Source organism: Paenibacillus agaridevorans, assembly GCF_003112455.1.
In the GTDB taxonomy this organism is placed as follows: domain Bacteria; phylum Bacillota; class Bacilli; order Paenibacillales; family Paenibacillaceae; genus Pristimantibacillus; species Pristimantibacillus agaridevorans.
The window spans coordinates 5,090-24,381 of record NZ_BDQX01000210.1 but is presented as its reverse complement, the minus strand read 5'-3'; the positions used below and the strand labels follow the sequence as shown (position 1 = coordinate 24,381).

The 19,292-nt window shown below is 46.7% G+C and carries 19 protein-coding genes; 3 read left to right on the top strand and 16 right to left on the bottom strand.

Going from position 1 to position 19,292, the window contains the following annotated elements; all coding sequences use genetic code 11:
* Positions 1-42: 42 nt before the first annotated feature.
* Together PAT3040_RS37225 and PAT3040_RS37220 are read right to left on the bottom strand one after the other, a co-directional pair.
* Positions 43-219 carry a hypothetical protein gene (locus PAT3040_RS37225; protein WP_181376733.1) on the bottom strand — a complete coding sequence of 59 codons (177 nt, stop codon included), beginning with the start codon at positions 217-219 and terminating at the stop codon, positions 43-45.
* Between the two features lie 161 nt (positions 220-380).
* Complete coding sequence (locus PAT3040_RS37220; protein ID WP_108994080.1) at positions 381-3,578, bottom strand: fibronectin type III domain-containing protein; 3,198 nt, start codon at positions 3,576-3,578, stop codon at positions 381-383.
* A gap of 725 nt (positions 3,579-4,303) precedes the next feature.
* On the opposite strand from PAT3040_RS37220, the gene PAT3040_RS19775 reads away from it, so the two are divergent.
* Together PAT3040_RS19775 and PAT3040_RS19770 are read left to right on the top strand one after the other, a co-directional pair.
* Complete coding sequence (locus PAT3040_RS19775; RefSeq protein WP_108994079.1) at positions 4,304-4,831, top strand: hypothetical protein; 528 nt, start codon at positions 4,304-4,306, stop codon at positions 4,829-4,831.
* A 325-nt stretch (positions 4,832-5,156) separates the two neighbouring features.
* Positions 5,157-5,510: a hypothetical protein gene (locus tag PAT3040_RS19770; protein WP_108994078.1), complete on the top strand. Its 354-nt coding sequence runs from the start codon at positions 5,157-5,159 to the stop codon at positions 5,508-5,510.
* Positions 5,511-5,868: 358 nt separating this feature from the next.
* Here the strand turns inward: PAT3040_RS19770 and PAT3040_RS19765 are convergent, their stop codons facing one another.
* The 5 genes from PAT3040_RS19765 to PAT3040_RS19745 form a co-directional block, all read right to left on the bottom strand.
* Positions 5,869-7,176, bottom strand: coding sequence for a hypothetical protein (locus PAT3040_RS19765; protein WP_108994077.1), 1,308 nt, complete (start codon positions 7,174-7,176; stop codon positions 5,869-5,871).
* 342 nt (positions 7,177-7,518) lie between these two features.
* The gene (locus PAT3040_RS36430) at positions 7,519-8,037 is read right to left on the bottom strand and encodes a hypothetical protein (protein ID WP_146200480.1); all 519 of its coding nucleotides are present in this window, start codon (positions 8,035-8,037) and stop codon (positions 7,519-7,521) included.
* A 370-nt stretch (positions 8,038-8,407) separates the two neighbouring features.
* A complete protein-coding gene (locus tag PAT3040_RS19755) occupies positions 8,408-8,830 on the bottom strand; it encodes a VOC family protein (RefSeq protein ID WP_108994075.1) in 423 nt (140 codons plus the stop codon).
* A 194-nt stretch (positions 8,831-9,024) separates the two neighbouring features.
* On the bottom strand, positions 9,025-10,245 hold the full coding sequence (locus PAT3040_RS19750; RefSeq protein WP_108994074.1) for a leucine-rich repeat domain-containing protein: 1,221 nt from the start codon (positions 10,243-10,245) through the stop codon (positions 9,025-9,027).
* Positions 10,246-10,296: 51 nt separating this feature from the next.
* Positions 10,297-10,890 (bottom strand): hypothetical protein, encoded by a 594-nt coding sequence (locus tag PAT3040_RS19745; protein ID WP_108994073.1) that lies wholly within the window; start codon positions 10,888-10,890, stop codon positions 10,297-10,299.
* Between the two features lie 411 nt (positions 10,891-11,301).
* Here PAT3040_RS19745 and PAT3040_RS19740 point away from each other — a divergent pair, with 411 nt between their 5' ends.
* Positions 11,302-12,048: an EcsC family protein gene (locus PAT3040_RS19740; RefSeq protein WP_108994072.1), complete on the top strand. Its 747-nt coding sequence runs from the start codon at positions 11,302-11,304 to the stop codon at positions 12,046-12,048.
* Positions 12,049-12,071: 23 nt separating this feature from the next.
* On the opposite strand, the gene PAT3040_RS19735 is transcribed toward PAT3040_RS19740, so the two are convergent.
* The 9 genes from PAT3040_RS19735 to PAT3040_RS19695 all read right to left on the bottom strand — a co-directional run bounded on the left by PAT3040_RS19735 (position 12,072) and on the right by PAT3040_RS19695 (position 19,210).
* Positions 12,072-12,785: a hypothetical protein gene (locus PAT3040_RS19735; protein WP_108994071.1), complete on the bottom strand. Its 714-nt coding sequence runs from the start codon at positions 12,783-12,785 to the stop codon at positions 12,072-12,074.
* A gap of 96 nt (positions 12,786-12,881) precedes the next feature.
* Positions 12,882-13,922 (bottom strand): FUSC family protein, encoded by a 1,041-nt coding sequence (locus tag PAT3040_RS19730; protein WP_108994070.1) that lies wholly within the window; start codon positions 13,920-13,922, stop codon positions 12,882-12,884.
* On the bottom strand, positions 13,919-14,794 hold the full coding sequence (locus PAT3040_RS19725; protein ID WP_258235070.1) for a nucleotidyltransferase domain-containing protein: 876 nt from the start codon (positions 14,792-14,794) through the stop codon (positions 13,919-13,921). Before PAT3040_RS19725 ends, PAT3040_RS19730 begins: the two co-directional genes overlap by 4 nt.
* Before the next feature lie 63 nt (positions 14,795-14,857).
* Positions 14,858-15,247 (bottom strand): zinc ribbon domain-containing protein, encoded by a 390-nt coding sequence (locus PAT3040_RS19720; RefSeq protein ID WP_258235071.1) that lies wholly within the window; start codon positions 15,245-15,247, stop codon positions 14,858-14,860.
* Positions 15,248-15,805: 558 nt separating this feature from the next.
* The gene (locus tag PAT3040_RS36425) at positions 15,806-16,015 is read right to left on the bottom strand and encodes a hypothetical protein (RefSeq protein ID WP_146200479.1); all 210 of its coding nucleotides are present in this window, start codon (positions 16,013-16,015) and stop codon (positions 15,806-15,808) included.
* A 9-nt stretch (positions 16,016-16,024) separates the two neighbouring features.
* The gene (locus PAT3040_RS19710) at positions 16,025-16,702 is read right to left on the bottom strand and encodes a peptidoglycan recognition protein family protein (protein WP_258235069.1); all 678 of its coding nucleotides are present in this window, start codon (positions 16,700-16,702) and stop codon (positions 16,025-16,027) included.
* A gap of 52 nt (positions 16,703-16,754) precedes the next feature.
* Positions 16,755-17,525 carry a glucosaminidase domain-containing protein gene (locus PAT3040_RS19705; RefSeq protein ID WP_108994068.1) on the bottom strand — a complete coding sequence of 257 codons (771 nt, stop codon included), beginning with the start codon at positions 17,523-17,525 and terminating at the stop codon, positions 16,755-16,757.
* A 124-nt stretch (positions 17,526-17,649) separates the two neighbouring features.
* Positions 17,650-18,453: a TatD family hydrolase gene (locus PAT3040_RS19700; RefSeq protein ID WP_181376732.1), complete on the bottom strand. Its 804-nt coding sequence runs from the start codon at positions 18,451-18,453 to the stop codon at positions 17,650-17,652.
* Entirely contained in the window at positions 18,446-19,210 is a 765-nt protein-coding gene (locus PAT3040_RS19695) for an ABC transporter ATP-binding protein (protein ID WP_108994067.1), read from the bottom strand. Before PAT3040_RS19695 ends, PAT3040_RS19700 begins: the two co-directional genes overlap by 8 nt.
* Positions 19,211-19,292: the final 82 nt, after the last annotated feature.

Genomic DNA, 19,292 nt, shown 5'->3' with positions numbered 1-19,292 from the left:
GACTTTCAATCAAAAGCTCCGAGACGACATCATACAAAGGGTTTATGGCAAAGGTTTCAGCGTTCCCTTTGCTCTCTGGGCATAAGAGCCTTCGTATTTTTTTCTCTTCATCGCTTTTTTTATAATGGCTAAATGATAGCACAGAGCCTGCGGTTTTTCAAATGCTTTATTACAGGAATAAGGAGCAACTGCCGCGGCGGCAAACTGCTCCTGGATCATAAAACTAAAGTCTTCCGTTAGAATCGCTCAAGACCATTAGCCCACCAATTTTCTAAACGACAGAAATTTTGAACGTCTAGCCTTTACGGAACGACAATTCTCCAAAATTGTTTTTTGCACCGCCACTCATTGATATGTTCAGCCTTAATCTCCTTTGCCATTCAGTCGACATTTATCAGCGTTACTTCTTTTTGGAAGATGACTTTCGCTTTCCCGCCGTATGGATTAAACAGCGACGCTTGTATGACTGCTGTACTGCTTGCAGCATGATTCGAAATGGAAACATTTCCGTTCAATTTCACGTTCACATCGTCGCTCCCGGATACTTTTGTCCATCTCACAATACTGGAAGGAAGCTCGATATCGAGAACCTTGAGCCTGTATTCGTGCTTCTTGCCGTTCGCCGTTATTTTGACTTCCACATCCGCTTCAGAACGGATAAAAGCAACGATTAACGCGTTAATGGCCGGCACATCATATTTCAGCTTTACCTGGAAGTTATACAGCGACGACCTTATGTCTTCAGGCTTAACATTAAGTTTGTAGAGCATCGCGCTGAGCGCATACGTATTTTTATCCTCCAATACTTCAGCCAGCGCTTTACTTAAGACCACATTCATTCGATCCTTATTGACGAGCAGTGTCGCAAGTTCCTTCGGTTTCATATCCTTCAGTATATTGCGGACTGCTCCTTCTATCCCTCCTGCATTTCTTCCATCTCCAAAAAGCAGGATAAGGAAATCGTCCATCGATAAATTCGGTTGGCCTCCGGCCGCTGCAATCGTCTCTAGTGCCGCTATGAATTCCGGATTCGTCCGAATGGCTTCCAAATCGGACAACTGTGGATCGTAACGTAACGAACCCATAGCCTTGACGATTCGGAACAGGCTGATCTTTAGCTCGGCCTGGTCAACTGATGCCGGCAGCTTGGCGCTGATTTTGTACCATAAGGGATCGATCAACGACAGATCGGTCGAATCGTCCAGCTCCGCGATTTCATCGAGGAGATTTCTTACGTCCTGTATGTCCGCTGAATCGCCGGCAACGAGGGCGGCATGAAGCTTGTTAAGCCATTCTAAGAATGGACTAGAAGTCCTCACCAACAAAGACGGTCCATCCTTCGACCAATTGCCGTCCGGCAGCCCTGACTCCACCTTGAAGATGTATCTGGTATCCGGCTCCAGCACCGTTACATCATACGAATGAACGTTTTCGTTCACCGTATCTATGAGTTCCTCGTTCCTGTATATCCGGTAACCATTGCTCTCCCGGGCGGCCGACCAGGATAAGGCAAGTGAATTCCGCCCGACATCCTCTGCCTTCAAACTGCTTCCTTCTGGCCATACAGATTTCTTGACAGAGAAGCTGCCGGAATGCACTGCTATATTTCCTTCTTTATCCGTAGCACGGATCAGAAGGGAATGGGTGCCATCCTGCAATCCGGAGGCTGGCGCGGTCACGGTCATCGACTCCACGTCATAGCTGGATTCCAGAATTTGATCGTCGACTTTGACAATCAACGAAAAGGGATCCGTCCCCGAATCGGGATCCAAAATGACAGCGGATAAGACCGGATTATTCACGGTTACCGTCTCGTCATCCGAAGGCTGCACACTGCCGATCGTCGGTGCCGTCGTTTCTTTTTTTAACGCAAATAACGTATTGTCAATCGTGCCATATTCTTGCCCGTCTAGCCGTATCAGCCGCAGTTCGGATGTTCCGATTTCTACAGGATCGCTTATTCCGTCAGCCTTATATTTACGAAAAAACAGCTTATTATCGTTATAAAAAGCGACGTCACCATTTTCGGCTAAGTAAGCGATTATATAGGGGTAACTTGTACTGAAATGTGCAACCTGCTGCTCTTGACCGTCAGGAGCGCGAAGCCATAGCGGCTCGTGTCCGCTAACTGTTGGACGATTATAAGCTACCCAGCCTTGATTTAATTGGTAGTCCATTCCTCTTACGCTCGACCATACCTCGTCACCTATGACCTGATCGCCATCGGGTCCGCGAAGCACCAAAGAACACGGTGAATCATAGCTAGTGGTTTTGCAAAACAAGCTATAATGGCCATCTGATATAGTTGATAAGAGGGTTTCGGAGGTGAAATCATCCAATGGAGTAATAGTGCCCTTGTCGTATTTGTAGCTCCCTCCAGGATTTTCCCAATTCCTGCTGTAAGTTTCAAAATAGACCTCATTTCCAATAAGAAAAAATCTGTTGACGATAAATTCTTCCGGTGGAATTGGAATAATTTCGTTTGTTCCCGTTACCAAATTTCGAAAAATAAGATCACCATTTTTTCCATAGAGTGCATAGTTTTGGTTTACGGGTACATCGTGTATGCTGCAAAGAAGATATTCATTTTCACAAGCGGAACTGGAGGGAAAATACCCTAAAGAATTGAGCTTACCGTCTCTCCATTCATAAAGGGCGGATGGGGCATCCATTTTCCCTTTATCTAATTGAAGAGCCATAACAGCGCCGTGAGGAGTCAAAAAGCCGTATTTAAATACATCGTTTACAGGGAGATCATAAGGAACGGTAATGATTTCACCGGATTTTCGGTCTTTGATACCCAGCTGCCTTTTTTGACGATTATCAAATAATATTTTTTCCGTGCTGACATCCAGAATATCGCCGTCCACTGTATCGACCAGGCGAAGCCACTCGCTGTGTTCCGGCCAAAGCGTGAAGCTCTGACTAGCGGTTTGACCTCTAGAATCTACGGCCGTTAATGAAATATCAAGTCCCTGCTCTATATACTCGCCCAAATCTACATGCTGATCGATGCTGTTTACTCGAGTTATTTTTTCGCTGCCATAAGATATCTCTAGTGTACAACCGTTAGGATCATCATCCGAACAGGTTGCCTGAACACGGAGTTTCGGGGTGTGACCGGTAAAGTCTGATGCAAGCTGCTGTACCTGAAGAAGCGGCTTCTCATCGTAGATGATATCGATAGTCTTGCTAACTGAACCTCCATTGGAATCCCAAGCGGTAATCAATACTGACTTTTCCCCTTTGGGTAAAGAAGAAATATCCATTGTTCCCTTCCAACAGGTATAATTTACACCGCATGAAACGAAATTCATAGTAACGTCATCAATCTGTGCCGTCACTTTTGCAATTTGGAATGTTGTATAAGATACTTTAAGTCCTATGTATAGCTGATTTCCCACTATAGTACCGTTAGCAGGAGATGTCACCGTTATTCCCATCCCATTAGTCGCCTCCGTTAAACCACTTTCGCTAGCGGCACTCTGTTCCGCCGCATAGGATGACAGGGGAATGAACAGCAGCGCAAGCATACCTGTAATGAGCAAATATTGAACCTTTGATCGCAGCCTTTTCATAAATGCCTCCTCATTCATCATCTATCCAAATGTATATTATTATTCATTTCGAATAATAATATATCATAACGTTCTCTTTATGAATATAAAAATGAAAGCGTATTTCCCCCGCCTATCTAGAACAAGCACGAATTAACATCACAGTGAGGTTCATCCAACAATTCGTCAATAGGATCGACCGTGCGTCGGACGCGAGACCCATATTCAGTCGCCTTCGCTTCCCTCCTTGCCTGATTAGAGAGATTGGTTATCCTACGAATTCTTCTTCTGGCAATCTCCGCACTGAAAATCTCAGACATATGTACAAAATTTCTTATTTTATGAAATTGTAAAAAGGAGCTGCCGCGGCTGCTCCTTCATTTGTTTGTATAGGGTCCTTCATTCAACAATCGTCTCCCGTTAGTTTAACTATCGATAGCTGCCAGTACAAAAACTAAAATAAGTGCGTCACATTATCGTCGAATTGTGCAACAATCACAATGACTCTCGATAAAAAAATCATTTAGCTAAGGGCAGGTTAATGTTAATGAAGACTGGAAACATTATCATTCGAGTTAACGTTCATGATGTTGTCAGAAACTTTTTTATGGAATCTAGAGTGTGTAAGTCAGGGAATAAGTGCTTCAATTAATGATACAAATGTAGACGAACTTTCCACTTTACGTGAAGTTGTATAGATGGAATGATGTGAGCTATTAAAAAAATGATTGATTGGAGGAACTAGGATGAACTCAAAAAAAAACAAAATTTTAAAATATCTAGTATTTATATTAATTGCACTCACTATTCTATCTAGTTGTGAAGGAAACGATATGAATTCAGAAAAAGGCTTTAATAACTTATCGAAATTAATTGAACAGAAGAATTTCGATGACCTTAGTTTAACAATATACTTTATTAGCCCTTCAATTCTTACTCGTGCTCCTTTAAGTGTTGATGATTTGATTAACTTTGATGACGTTAAGAACATTGTCATTAGCGGTAGCGACTTAGAAGAGCATATGGACTTATTTGAGCAAATAACCAAAGTTGATTTGATACCAGTAAAAATCAAATCTCGCGTAAATGCTCGATTGTATTATTTTTTTGAAATTGAGAAAAAAGATAAGATACTCGATGTTGCCATGTGGGGCAAAGATAGCAGCGTCTTTATCAATGGGCTCGAAGTCAAAGGGAATAGCATTTTTTACGATATCGTAATGCCATTTCTACCTACTGACGAATTTAAGACTTATCCTTATGGAATAAAGTAGTTGGATCCTAACGGGAGACGATAGTTCAATTCACCGCCTTATGAAAGAGGCGGTTTTTTCATTCCCCTCTCAATATGGATCAAATCCGTTATCGTCGAACTGTTCATCAGCTTGTAGCACATTTAACGCTACAGAACTGCCCTTGTGCCACTGTAGCGAATCCACATTTTGGGCAAGCATGGAATAGCATGCCCATGTCCTCTCTTTCCTTTAATCGTCGTATTATGGCACAATAGCTTTGTTTCCTTTAGTAACCTTAAATAAATAGAAAATTTTACCGATAATAACTAAGGGGTTCATTCTATTTTAGAAAGAAGGTGCAACAATGGTTTCATTTCTAAGTCCTAGCGCTTCAACACAAGGTTCAAACTCAACACTAAATCAGCTTTTAAAAATCAAAGAGAGTGATCGTTCACCAGCAGAAAAAAGAGAGGCACTGCTTGCTTTACAAAACAAATTGGAAGGAGAACGTGATCAAAAGTTAATTGTGAGCATAAACAAAGTTGAAGTAAAACAAGACAATAAACAAGTTAAGCAATTTAACGAGCATGGAGACAATGTACAAATCTCTGAAGAGGCTCAGCAACAAAATAATCAAAACGGCAACAACTCTAGTTCACAAGTGAGCGATTCTTCTTCAAGTAATGAAGGATCAAGCTCATCTAGCAACAATTCGTAGATTAGTTAGAATACTTTGTTATGAAACCACTTTCGTAACCTCGGTTAATTGCTTAAATAAAGATTATTTAGCATTCATTACACGTGACCACAGCAGGCATTTATTCACAAATGTCTGCTTAAGGACTATCATATTTCTGTAAAAACAATATCCATTTGAACATCCACCTTATTTTGTTGTACAGTTTGGATCAAATGCGACATAAAACCTCCACTTATCTTGTTCAACTAAACTCTGTTACTTCAACGAACAGTCTACCGATCGCATGAGCATATCAGGATAGCAAGGCTGAGCAGTAGAGGATGATTAGAAAACCAATAAAAATCGTTTGCACAGGCCTTTTGTCGTTTCCATTGTGTTACTGATATTTGTAGCTTGTCAGCACGAATGTTGGTTGTTCGGTGGTGCCTTCTTGCAGCATCATGGTGTCAAAAAATGTGTCGACATAAAAGCGTTGGACAGAGCTACCGTCCAAACCCAGCTTTACGACTTCCGTGTGAAACTTTTCTCTAGCCGCTTCACCGTTCTGATAAACGTCGTACCGGTTGCCGTAGTAACTGTGGAACAAGAAATATAGCTCATCGTTAAATCGATGCAGCTTGCCGATATCTCCGTAGTTTTGGCGGAACACCTCTGTATGTTGTCCTGCTTGCAAATCGATCGCCAGGATACGGTAGCCTTGCACGAGATACAGCATTTGATTCTCATCATCCAGCACATAGGTATTTTCGCCGCCAGAGGTCGAATCGTAGATTCCGTCCGGTCTGGAACGCGGAAATTCGATTCTGCCTAGCCAGTTTCCTTCGCTGTCAAAACGATCCACACGCCGATCCATCAATACCAGCATTTCCTGCTCCATCTGGATGAGATGCGAGCTGCCAGGGTAGTTCTCGTTGTAACCAACGAAAAAGGAACGATAAGTTTGATTGTCAATGTGGTGCTGGTATATACGGCCATCGACATAGTACCATGTCAGTCCAGTCTCACTGTCCTCCTGATAGTCGCCTAACCGCAACCTTAAACTCGCTTTCTCCACATTAGTCGTAGACGAAAATGAAGATGGCGTTTCGGTCACTTCGGTCCAATCTTCATTCACTCGCAGAGTTCTGCCTAGTGAGTCTACATACAAGCCTCCATTGCTCGCAGTTAGCTTATATGGGGTCGAAACGGCCACCTCGTCTACGATTTCCAGCTCATCATTGAGCTTTAGAATACGCGAGCCTTCTGTATCGGCTACAATCCATGCTTCATCCTGGCGGATGAAGTCTCTTGCCGTATTCCCTCCGAAACCTTCGGAAATCGATATTGAAACGGATACGGGCATCTCGCCTAATTCCGTCAGCACGCCTGCTTCGTATTTCAAAAAATGCCGGTCAAGAAGCACATACCAGCTGCCGCCTATTTTACGATAGGTTTTTCCGGAGCCGTAATCGCTGTCGGGATGCTTCTCTTGCAGCGCGTCTATTAGCTCCTGCGGTACTTTTTCGTTCGTATTGGTTTTTATATCATGCAAGACCGGTACAGTTGCTGTGCGGAAGTCCTCTTCATAGTGGGGACGCTCCGTATTTTCTACGAACTCGACATTCTGAAGCTCAGTCAGCCACAGGTCCTGCAAATTGTCCGATTCCGCATGGAGCAGATCAAACCAAGCCAGCTTACGTTTCACACCATCCAGCTCGTATGTAATCCCGAGAAATCATCTGCTAGCAATTTTGCTTGACCCGTATCAAAAAAAAGCTGCTTTGGCTTCATCGGTTCTGCATGATTCATCTCCGTCAGCGAAAGATCCGGATACTGCAGCACCTCCAAACGATGGGTACCGACATGAGCAAACGCATTGGCTTCATAAGCAAAATAACGCCATTCCCGTTCCCAGAACGTCGATGGAACTTCAAAGGATGTATCCGCACCAACGAAGATCAGTCGCGCCGATCCGTCCGTACTCCTAAAGCGGCCCGCCAGAACCCCTCTTCTCGCTGCCCCTCCATTGGTTTCACCTCTTCCAGCCTCATATTCGGATAACGCACAAATCTGTCCACCGGAGTGCTCGTATAAACAAGACTATCGATGCCGTCCTGATAAGCGAACACCGCGCGCCCTTCGTCAAGCTCGAATGTTTCGTAAGCGTGCAGCACACGACTGCCTCCGACTCTTTGTTCATGTCGTCAGGCTCCAACTGATCAAGCTGCCCTCTCTCGACAGTGCTCCACTCTGATCTTGCCGGATTAAAGACATAAGAAATCCAACGATCGGCATCCGAAACTTTAAACGTAGTCATAAAAAAGCTGGGCTCAACGACTATTGCCATTCGAAGCAAATCCTTTGGACCAAGCTGCGGACTAAACGATCTCTCGCTGTCATGCAGCAAAGCAGCCTGTTCACCGCCCTTAGCTACAATCCAATTGCCTACGCTGCCTTGTTCCACAAAGTTGTCTTCATCAGCCCGCTCTTGGAGCTGCACGCCTACCAGCACGTATTCGCCATTCACCCATGCCTGAGCGGGATGCGCTTCATCCCACTCAAACAAAAGCTTTGGATCTGATTGAGCGGCTTGACTGTATAGACGTAGCTGTTCTACGTAAATCTTGTAATCCTGGCTTTACCATAGAGTCTGTGGTTGCACGGGTTCGAGAACATCTTTTTCATCATCCTCAACGCCCCTTCGGCTCACCTTCGAACTTGATCCATATATGTTAATGCCGAAAATAAAGTCTTAGGCTGCAGCTGTTTCATTAAACTAAAGTTCCCTTTAGCTCAATCGTTCTTGTTTAGGAATACAAGAAAATCATCCAACGCTTTTGTCGCCAATTTAAAACGTTCCGACTCTAACTGCGTGTAATATTAGTTCCCCCCTGTCTGCGGTGTCTTCATTAAACTCTCGGTATCCGTTACTTGAGTCAAGTAATATTGTATTTTTCTTTAAAGTCTACAGACAACTCGCTCCAAACATCATATTTATTACCATCCAGGTCTGTAATAATAAAGTTCCTTCCGGTGTGCCCTCTGTCTTCAATCTCTCCAACTGTTACTCCCTTGTCTTGTAATTCTTCGTGTAGTTGTATTAACGCATCAATGCCGTTAACTTCAAATGTAAACGGAAACATGAGGCCGTCATTTATTGTATTAAAATTAGCAAGAGTACCTTTCTCACTTTGTATCAAAATAAAACTTTGTTGAGCCAGATTAAGAATTACATGGTTATTCCCTTCATCCATATAACTCAATTCAGCCCCTAAATGATTACAAAACCACTCAGCAGACAATTTTGGATTTGATACCGGTAAATATATAGTACCTACTCTCATAAGCTTTGATGACATATGGAGTTCTCCTTTGATTGGAATAATAATAATTCACACTTTTCCTTTTGTTTTCTACCGAAAAAATCCTTCTTATTTATTCGATTAACCTGCCCTTTCGCACAACGAGGCTGCCGATCCATACCGGCAGCTTCGTTCTGGTTGTTTATTGAACTATAATGCCCGTTAGTTAACGGACTCATTTGTATCACCCATCAATATGTTTCATACACAAGTGTGTCGTCGAGTTGAAATGTTTTCCGAAAGACAGCGTAGATGAACAGCTGTCCTGCCGGCGTTTCCCCTGCATCGTAACCAAATCGAATGGTACCAAGTTCCTCGAACACCAGCTCAGACAACGCTAGAGTGCTGACATCCTCATCGGGATGAGTATTTGCAATGAGTGTCAATGCCTGATCATGCATCGTCGCCATGTTGTCCCACGTTTTCTTTATGACCGGTGACAGCCGTTTCATTTCTGCCTTTGTGCGCACTGCTACTGTAACGTGAATGTCGGTTCCATGAAACGGCAGTGTCAACTTGTAGTCTGACATCGACACATCATAGGTAAATGTCCCGAATCCTTTTACGGTATGGTCCGGTTCCTGAATCAGGTTGTTGGCGTAATCCAGCCGTTCGAGCTTTGGAGCCTCGCTTGTGTCAAGTACCGCAATCTTGTTATCCGAGCAATACACTTCGACCAGCTCAGGGTGGTTCAGTTCCAGCTTAGACAGATGGTTTTGAAAACAGCGCAAGCTTTTCAGCCTCAGATTTCCGCTGATGTCCAATTCGGTCAAATGATTACCGTTGCACCGCAGTTCCAGTAAATTTTCACAGTTCGTCACCCGCAGTTGGATCAAATGGTTGCTGCCGCAGTCCAGCTTCTCCAGCATCGAGTGATGGTCCAACTCCAAGGTAAACAAGGCGTTATAGCCGCACTGCAGATGGCGCAGCAGCGGATTGCGCTCCAATTCAAGCTTGGACAAGATGTTCCAGTAACAAACCAACTCCGTCAGCATAGGGTTGTGGCTCACGTCCAGATTGCGGATCCGGTTGAATCCGCAATCCAATGATTCCAGCGCTGCATTCGCCGACAGTTCTAACGCCAAAATCGCATTAGAATTGCAGTGTAGCCGCTTTAACGCGGAATTGTGGCTAGTATTGAGCGCATATAACTCGTTGCCGTTGCATTCCAAGTCCACCAAACTTGTGTTGCTGCAAATGTCCAGCTCAGTCAACTTATTGTATGCGCAATTCAGGACCTCCAGCGACGTAAAATGCTCCAGTCCGTTCAGGCTTGCGATGTCTTTGTGCGAGATTTGTAGTTCGACAATCCCTTCCACATCACTTGTTTGAATCGAATCCCGGCCGCCGCAATACGTTTCCAATAGGAACGACCGGAACTGTTCATCAATAAAATCGTGGGTAATATTCATCTGTCCTACTCCTTCCAGTAATCGGTCCAAGCTAGTTTAAACCGGCCCTATTTAACTCATGATTTTAATAATGATATCCCGATAATATTGTTTACCGTATTCATTGTTAGACTTTTCTACTTTTTTATTAAAATATTCGATGACCTCATTTTTATATGTTTCCGGAATTTTTTCTAAGTACAAATCCATTATCGTTTCAAAAGAACTTTCGGCTACTTTTTTGGGTGACATTTTTTTAATATTCATAAAATATTCCCATTTTTTATCATAACTTTCGAAATGTTTAAATCTAGGCAAAAATAACGCGACATAAGGTCCTAAGTTGCTTTTATCTGAATTTTCCAGCATGAATTCGTAAATTTCCTTAGTTTCCGGAAGATCATATCTCTGAATCATATTCCCAATTGCTGAAACAAGTAGAACTACAAGTTTAGTAACATCCTTATGCTTATTATAGATATCAAGAAGGGTTTGAGAAAACTTCGGATCATTAAATAAATCTTGATAATAAATGGAAACCTCTAACCTGGGCGTTTTCTCAAACTCTTTTACAGCAAGAAACAGCTCTTCATCACTCAATTTATGCCAATCAGACATTTTCTCTTTTAATAGGCTGATTTTTTCAATATTTTTTTTAGTGTCCATATTGTTCTATCATCACCATTTTCCTTTTTACCACCATCTCTGAATTTTTGGGAAGATAAAAGACGTTCCAATTATCTCTTGTGTTCTGTGAATGTGGATTAGCAGGAAATTCCATAACAATAGACGCACATAATAACCAGTATGTTGCGGTAACCTGCCTGTTTATGTAATATCAGGGTGAAACTCCACGGCATACTATCACTGAATCTTTAATTAGATCGTCGCAAAAAGCCGCTACGTCACTGCCCGTACTTCGAGCACGCCTTAACACGCAGTAGTTAATTTGTCAATAACATTCTAAGCTGCAACCATCCACGACTTTCGTCCGGTTCCGCCACCTGCTGCAGTCCGTTCCTAATTATGCCGATTTCCGTTACAATGGAGTTATGTTCTTTGAAGGAGAGATCGTTCATGAATTACGAACAAAAAGTGATCAACGAAATTATCGAGTGGGAGCGCCAGCTATTTAAACCTCCAGGCTGGCTGGAAAAAACATCAAAAACGATCGGAACTCGAATCAACAACCTGATTCCTCCTAAAGTTCACAATATTATTACAACAACCATTAAGTCGATAGTGCGCACGGCGCTGTTCGGCGCTGAATATACACCTCAAAAACCCGTACAACGTTCATCCGATCTGGAACGTGCCGATCAGGACGCCCAACAATTGTTTTCGTTATACCAAAAAATCGCGGTTGCCGAAGGAGCTGGCACGGGAGCTGGCGGCATTTTTCTAAACGTTGTGGATTTCCCCGCTCTAATCGCGATCAAGATGAAATACTTGTTTGAACTAGCTCATGTATATGGTTACGATACTAAACATTTTTCGGAACGCGTTTTCATTCTAAAGGTATTTCAGTTGACGTTCTCCGGGCCAGAACAACGAGCTAGACTGCTGGACTCCATCAAACGTTGGGATGTGGAGAAGCTGCAATGGCATTCGGATACCGATTACTCCAAAAACATGGACTGGGAAACGTTCCAGAAGGAATACCGCGATGCTATCGACTTCCGGAAAATGCTCCAGATGGTTCCGGGTATTGGCGCGGTAGCCGGCGCATGGGCCAATTACACCATCCTCGAGGAGCTGCGTGAATCCGCGACGAACGCTTATCGCATTCGAAAATTGAAAGAGGCTGCCCCTATCGAAGGGTAGCCTCTCTTCTCCTTATGGGTTCTTTATCGAACGGCAGCCGACATGCTTGGAATGCTGTCAGAATCCGTTTGATCTTCAAACGTCTGACTGGCAATGATCCCGCCCTTTTCATCCAAAGCTTCGATTGTATAAGGTGTGGAGGCTGCTTTCGGAAGCACCGCATACCACAATCGCTGTTCCCTTCCGTAGTCAACTATCTTGGCTTCTTTTTCGTCGCTCCCTTCACCTTCTATAATTACCTTCACTTTTGACACACTTGGGTTGACAACTTCTCCGAATACAATTGGGAAAGGGCCTTTTATACCTTTATTGCTGGGCATGCTCATATAATTTAAGAGATGCGTATCAGGATGAACGGAAATTCCATAACCTCCGCCCATCTCCCATTTCCAGCCGCCAATCCATGTTTCACGTACGAATTCAAGCTGTAGACCTGTTCTTCCCTTTTCTTTGAAACCTTCAAGAAATAACAGAGCGCCTCCGTTCAAAAATTCCTTGTGAACAACTGTTTTGTTAGAATCACGAAACTTCTGTACGGCTTCCTCCGGTGTCCTCCCTATGGGGATCCTTATTGTTTCCTTCAAGCCCGTGGCTCGCGAATATCTCCAATCGGCCAACCCACCAGGTTTTTCGTAGATATAAACCATCGTGGCCATAAGAAATAGAGCCACTATTGCTGCAATCGGCCCAATAAACCATAAACGTCTCGAAAATTTCAGCTTACGTATGTCACTCACTTCCTCTCTTGGCATTCTAGATTTGAAAAAGAAAAAGGCAACTGAAATTTACAGCTGCCTTCTTGTCCGTCCTATTTCGGGTCGTTCAGTCGAATTTTATTCCAACAAAGCGGACGACTCTTCATCATCGTGTCCCTTGCGCTCCACGAGACGATCGGATCGAATCGTCTGATGACCGTATTCGTAGATCGATGCGGCTACAATGAACAGGCGGTGTGCGCTTTCTCTGCTGTCGTCGCTGTCTGACGTGGCTTCCTTCATAAACGCGTTGTTCTCTTCTTCGATGGATTCGGCCTTCCAGCTTTCCGGCTTGACTTTTTCCTCGAACTTAAGTAGAACGTATTCGTTAAACTTGATCAAGCTCTCCAAATGCCGGTCATATCTCCGATTGATCTCCTTGGTTCGCTCTGATTGAAAATAGTGTTCCTGTACGGTTTCGAGCACCTCATAGCCCTTCTGCAAATTGTGCAGCAATTGCTTATAGACGACTACCTGCCGCGTCTGTCGATACTTTACCCGCTTCAGCTTTTTGAGCTCCTCTTCCAGCAGCTTGTACTTATCCGTCAGCGCTTGCAGTCCGTCCGCCAGCTCCTGTTTCTGTTCCCGAAATACTTTCTCCTTAATCTCGTCGGATATAGCAGTTCGGAGCAGCAAAGAGAGCTGGTTGAATACCCGATGGATCTGCTTCGTAAATTGTTCTCTTGGATCCGGCGGCACGAATATAATATTAACCAGGAAAGCCGCTACGATGCCGATCAGGCTGAGCAGGAAGCGATTGAGCGCGAACTCCCAGTCGCCGGATGCCTCCATCACGCTGACGACCGTTACAAGCGTCAAGCCGATGGACTCCGACATTTTTAATTTCATGCAAATCATGATCACAAGTATGCAGACAAAGCCAATCGCTATGGGCTCGTTCGAAAAATATGTGCCTGCGAGCAACGCGATGATGGCGCCGAGCGTGTTCGCCTGAACCTGCTGAAGGAAATAGCGCCAAGATCGATAGATCGTCGGCTGCAGCGCGAAAATCGCCGCGACCGCCGCGATAACATGCGGAGTAAATTCGAGCCACATACTGACGTACAGCGCCAGCGTGACCGCTATTCCCGTTTTCAACATACGAGCTCCGAAAGTCATGACGCACCTCCAGCCCGACGAATCCAACCATCTGTTTCGCGGATCAAATCTCCCGCTGTCGCCATTGCATTGTCCAAGTCGGCCGGTTTTTCCGTAATCAGACTAATAACTTCATTTACTCGTTTAGCATAGGCATGTGGTGCGAGTGGGAAGGAATCGACGATGGCTGCCGCTCCTTTTTCGTTCATCCAATACGTTTCGTTAATAGCAAACAACACTTGATTTAAGCAGGATATCGTCCGATAAAGTTGTCCAGCCACGTACGATAAATCCTTTTTGTGAATCCCTTTCCCGGCTCCCTCGTACGAGAAGCCCGCTTCCCACCAAAACCGCCTAACGATCCCCTCCCGCATCTTGCTTGGATATGGAACCGTCTTCGCCTTCATTGTCCCGATGGCTCCATACGGATCCCATAAAATATTGCACAATGCCGCTTCCGCCGCATAAACGGCATTAACGAAACCATGCGGATGGCCCGGTTGGTATTCGATCATTATATCTCCGGCGATGCATTGCTCCAAGACAGTCGATACCTGGCCAATGTCGCGATAGAGGAAATCGACAGGCTGGTCATCTACCTTAAGCCAACCTCCGCCGTTAATCCACGGCCCCCATTCGCCGATCTCCGTAATGATATCTTCCCGCCGCTCGTCGTCTAGCATAGATGCAACTCGCCGAATCCCGGCAATATCGAGCCCTTCGCCGCCTTCATAATAGATGCCAATATCGATGTCGGACAGCGCGTGTCCTGTGCCTCTTGCCCTTGATCCGCCAAGCACGATCGCCTTTACGCCGTCGACTTGTCGAAGTTGGTCCGTAATTCGGATTATTGTTTCTTGCGCCGCCAATTCTCTCTCTCCGTTTCCATCCATCTTGTCGATCCTTAGTGTATCATATTACGGCACAATGATCACTCCGAAAGCGACCGACAGGAATTACAACACATCCAGAAAAGTTCCGAATGCGCCAGCCTGACGGCCTCTCAGCACGCTGGGGTCATATATCTCGACCGAAGCGCAGCGCAGACATGACACGAACAGATAATGGTGATGCTGGACATCCAACAGCTTGCTTAGACCCGCTCCCGTCATAGCCACTTCGGCAGCTTTACATTCATTGTGTCCGCATTTGGCGCAAACAAAGTTGTTTTCGATGGCGTGGATTTCGTTTATAACATCCTCATGCTCGTCCGCCTTTTGCGCTTCCTCTTCGCCAAACATCCCGCTCTCTTTCTCCTCCAAATGTTCGGGCAACACTTCATGCTTGCATTCCGGACAAATATCCCCGCTAAGCCGAACCTCGTTTCCGCACCATGGACATGTCACTTCCAACTTCCCCGCCTCCTTTGGTTTGTTTGACGACAATACTGCTTTCGTATTCCCTTTATTCTATCTATACGTTCTACTGACACCACAACTTCTGCATCTCAGCGTCGTACTTCTTTTGCGAAAAACTCATTGCGGCTACCTTGTTCAGCCATTCCACCCGATTACCAATAAGCTCGTAATCTGCCGTTATCTCCTCAGCCGTCGTTTGGTCGATTCCGATTCTGTGCCAATAGACTGTCGTCCCATCCCTTTCCACGTCTGCGATCAGCAACGTACACCAGACATCGCAATCGTCAGGGCACATCAGAAGCGGCAGACGTACGAATGCTTTTGAGGAGCGATGTCTGCTTAAAACAAAGGCCGAATCTTTCTCGTGAGATACCCAGTCCACGATTGTTGGAACAAAGCCTTCAAAGTTGTTTTCGGGATATAGGCGATGTAAATAGATATCGAGAGGAATGCCGTCAATGACAATGTATCCATATTAGCATATTTTGGATGAAGGGCAGTACAGTAGTATCATCGCATGACAATTATTACGCAGAAACAAATATTTTAAAACCAGCGATTGAAAATTCCAATAACATGGGTTTGCGGGCAAGTGTCCGGCAAGAAATGAACTGGAGCAACTGTAAGCTTCATTTTCAGATTTTCACACAACGAATCGACAGCCCCATAAGAAGCCTGTGCACGACAGGTCCCCCCACAACAAGAAGCGGCAAGCCCCAGGCCTGCCGCCGCATTACTTTGCTGCTTTTTGCTCAACTATTCGCGTCAACCCGGTTCCGGATTCTGGCCGCTCACGCGGCGCAGCTCGTTGGCAAGGCGGTTAAACTCCGCTCTCGCCTCAGGATCGGTTGTCGCCATGTAGGCGGCGCTCAGAAACCGGATGATGTTATTGGCATCCTTCGGATCCAGCATCTCCTCTTCCTCCTCCTGCAATAAGGTATTGACCTGGGCAACAAAGCTGTCCCATCCGCCCCAGTCCCCGTCTTGATTCATCTTCCTCGGACAATTTTTGCCGCTCCAGTCATAATGGCGGCGCAAGCGGTCCGTCCCCCAGCCTCGTTCTTTAAGCATGGAAGCGGTTAAAGCGGCGGCATTGGCTAACGTAGCGCTATAATTGCCGCTTTCGGTTATTTCGATGGAGATCGATGTCCGATTGCCGCTGGTTGCAGAGTTGCCATCCCCCGCATGCCAGGCGACCTCGGTGAGCGGAATACATTCGATCGCTTCCTTCTGGTCGATCACAATATGATAAGAGGCTGTTGCCGAATTTGACGGATTCGTCAGCCAGTTTCTTTCGTTCCTTGCGGTGCTGGAAGAGTTGGCCGTATTGTGGATCGTGATCGTAGTTGCGTTCAGCGGAAAGCCGGGGCGTCTATTGTTCGGCGTCGATCTTGGGATGTGGTCTACGATATACGTATACAACAGGATATCCTCCTCTCTCACGTAAGACGTCCTATAGCATATGCCGGAACGCCGTTAAGGGGGAGGGCGATTGTTATCCGAGCAGGACGACTCTCGCTCTGGGATCCCATTCGATCGGCACGCCAAGCAGCATGGCAAGCTCTCTGGCTTTGACGTAGCCAACCGACATCGACAGTTTCGAAGTCAGCTCCACGCCGTTGACGGTCACCGCTGTGCCCGTCCAGCCCACTATTGCTCCCAACGCTTCGGCGATTTTTCGCGCCGGCACCCATGTTACCCCTTCCTTTAAATAGCCCGTGCCGATGACTCCGCCCTGCCAAATAACGGGAATGATCGACGCGTCTTCGAATCCTCTTACCATAGTCTGTGGCACAGCCGGCAGATCAAATCTTCTCAGACCGTATTGCTCAATGATTCGCATCAGCTTTGTCGCGTAAGCCGGGTCAGTCGCATAACCGCTAGCCAAAAGCATGGAAGCCTGACGTTCCGGCGTGATCGCGGATCGCACTCTTTCGTACCGCGGAGCTTCCAGGAACAAATCCAGATCCTTGTAAAAATGATAGAGGCTTTTGTAAGCCCGGAACGCAGCCTGCATGCTTACCGTCTTGCCATCGATATACTCCCAAGTGCCTTTGACGACCGCCTGTCCCTGCCAATAAGGATTGATAGGACCGCCGCCGACCTTGATTCCGCCCAGATTGTTCCAGGCATGGATCTCCCCGCCGGATTCCAGCAAACTCTGCGCCATTCGAACCGACGGAAACATCCTGGACCCTTCCGACCATACGAGCTGAACCGTAGGCGCAATTGCCGCAAAAAACTGCTCTCTTGTCATTTTTGCCATTGCTTTACCTCCTTTGGCTGCTACGCTCTCTCTAACTTTGTATGCGCCGGCTTGGCAAATGGAAACGGCTCCCCGTCCTGTTGGACGAAGAGCCGTCATCATAAGAGGTTGTTCATAAAGCTACTTACAAGTTATAAAATTTCATGCTTTGTAAAAACAGTCCGCGCGCAGCCTCTTCGGGCGCGATCCCTTTAACCCTTGCAATGCCGAGCACGGACTCCCGAGCCATCTCGGGCACGGTTGATCTCCCGCTAAAAGGGCCTTCGAAAGGCCATGGTCCGTCGGTCTCCGCCATCATAAGCTCCACGGGATAACGACGAACGACCTCGATGATTTCGTCCTCGTAAGCAATGTCCGGCGTAACGGAAATGTAATACCCCGCCTCCGCCATCCGTCTCATCGTATCCGTGCTGCCCTTGAACCAGTGAAAATGAGCCTTCCTCACGCCGTATTGCTCAAGCAGCGAACAGGCTTTGTCGGCGTCCTCGTAGACGGCATGAAGCACGATCGGGCGATCCAGCTCGGCAGCGAGGGCGACGAAACGCTCAAGCAGCAACAAATACGGCGTCTCGTCGAAAGGCTCACCCGCCTCCTCGGCTTCCGTCCGCTTGTAATACGGCAAGCCGACTTCGCCAATCGCAAATGCCTCGCCCGCCGCATGCCGCTCCCTTATCCAGGTCAGCAGTTCCTCTCTCTCCAGCTCGGAAGGCGCCTCCTGCTCCGGATGGAAGCCATAAGCGGGATGGACACGCCCGCGATGGCGGAGCGCCAACTCGCGCGTTCGGATCGAGGAAGCCAGATCCATCGATACGGCGACGACCGTCTCCACGCCTTGGCTAAACGCTTCCGCCAGCAGCGCCTCCTGCTTTTCGGGGGGATAAAGGTCGACATGAAGGTGAGCGTCCACAACGGGAAAGCTATCAGACATGATCATCCACCGCCTTTCCGTCGCCCTGCAGATGTCCGTAGATGCGAGCCTTCAATTCATTAAATCTGGGGTCGGTCCACAGATCCTCCCGGCGCGGCCGCTCAAACGGCACGACGATCTCGTCTACCGCGGTTGCAGGCGATGCGGACAGAACGATAATCCGGTCGGAAAGGTAAAGCGCCTCTTCGATGCTGTGCGTGACGAGCAGTACCGACTTGCGATGCGTCTCCCAGATCGACAGGAGCCACTTCTGCATATGAAGCCGCGTTAAAGCATCAAGCGCTCCAAAGGGTTCGTCGAGCAGCATCAGCGTACGCGGCGACAAAAGCGCGCGCAAAAACGAGACGCGCTGCTGCATTCCGCCGGACAGCACATGCGGATAAGCTCTCGCATACTCCGCCAGTCCCACGCGTGAGAGCCATTCCAACGTCATGGCCTTCGCCGTCCCCTTGTCGATGCCGGCGATCTTAAGCGCCATCTCGATATTGCCGGAGACGGATCGCCAAGGAAGCAGGGCGGCTTGCTGCGGCATATAAGCAACATGGCCGCGCTCGCCTGTCGTGATGCGGCCCTCGATGCGGATCTCGCCCGCATCCGGCTGCTTAAGCCCGCCGATAACGCCAAACAGCGTTGTTTTGCCGCTGCCTGATGGTCCGATCAGCGAAACGAACTCTCCGTCCTCCACTCGCAAGGTCAGGTCGCGCAGCACTTCCTTTGTTCCGAAGCTTATGTCAACGCCATTTACTTCAAGCTTCATGCCGCTCTCCCCCTTCCTTGACCGGCGGACGCCAGCGAATGACGATTCGTTCCGCCAACGTTACGAGTCCGAACATGACCAT

What these genes read in the sequence shown, in the direction of transcription:
- PAT3040_RS37225 (WP_181376733.1), bottom strand. Translation starts at nt 219, where the DNA reads ATGATCCAGGAGCAGTTTGCCGCCGCGGCAGTTGCTCCTTATTCCTGT.
- PAT3040_RS37220 (WP_108994080.1), bottom strand. Translation starts at nt 3,578, where the DNA reads ATGAAAAGGCTGCGATCAAAGGTTCAATATTTGCTCATTACAGGTATG.
- PAT3040_RS19775 (WP_108994079.1), top strand. Translation starts at nt 4,304, where the DNA reads ATGAACTCAAAAAAAAACAAAATTTTAAAATATCTAGTATTTATATTA.
- PAT3040_RS19770 (WP_108994078.1), top strand. Translation starts at nt 5,157, where the DNA reads ATGGTTTCATTTCTAAGTCCTAGCGCTTCAACACAAGGTTCAAACTCA.
- PAT3040_RS19755 (WP_108994075.1), bottom strand. Translation starts at nt 8,830, where the DNA reads ATGTCATCAAAGCTTATGAGAGTAGGTACTATATATTTACCGGTATCA.
- PAT3040_RS19750 (WP_108994074.1), bottom strand. Translation starts at nt 10,245, where the DNA reads ATGAATATTACCCACGATTTTATTGATGAACAGTTCCGGTCGTTCCTA.
- PAT3040_RS19745 (WP_108994073.1), bottom strand. Translation starts at nt 10,890, where the DNA reads ATGGACACTAAAAAAAATATTGAAAAAATCAGCCTATTAAAAGAGAAA.
- PAT3040_RS19740 (WP_108994072.1), top strand. Translation starts at nt 11,302, where the DNA reads ATGAATTACGAACAAAAAGTGATCAACGAAATTATCGAGTGGGAGCGC.
- PAT3040_RS19730 (WP_108994070.1), bottom strand. Translation starts at nt 13,922, where the DNA reads ATGACTTTCGGAGCTCGTATGTTGAAAACGGGAATAGCGGTCACGCTG.
- PAT3040_RS19725 (WP_258235070.1), bottom strand. Translation starts at nt 14,794, where the DNA reads ATGGATGGAAACGGAGAGAGAGAATTGGCGGCGCAAGAAACAATAATC.
- PAT3040_RS19705 (WP_108994068.1), bottom strand. Translation starts at nt 17,525, where the DNA reads ATGGCAAAAATGACAAGAGAGCAGTTTTTTGCGGCAATTGCGCCTACG.
- PAT3040_RS19700 (WP_181376732.1), bottom strand. Translation starts at nt 18,453, where the DNA reads ATGTCTGATAGCTTTCCCGTTGTGGACGCTCACCTTCATGTCGACCTT.
- PAT3040_RS19695 (WP_108994067.1), bottom strand. Translation starts at nt 19,210, where the DNA reads ATGAAGCTTGAAGTAAATGGCGTTGACATAAGCTTCGGAACAAAGGAA.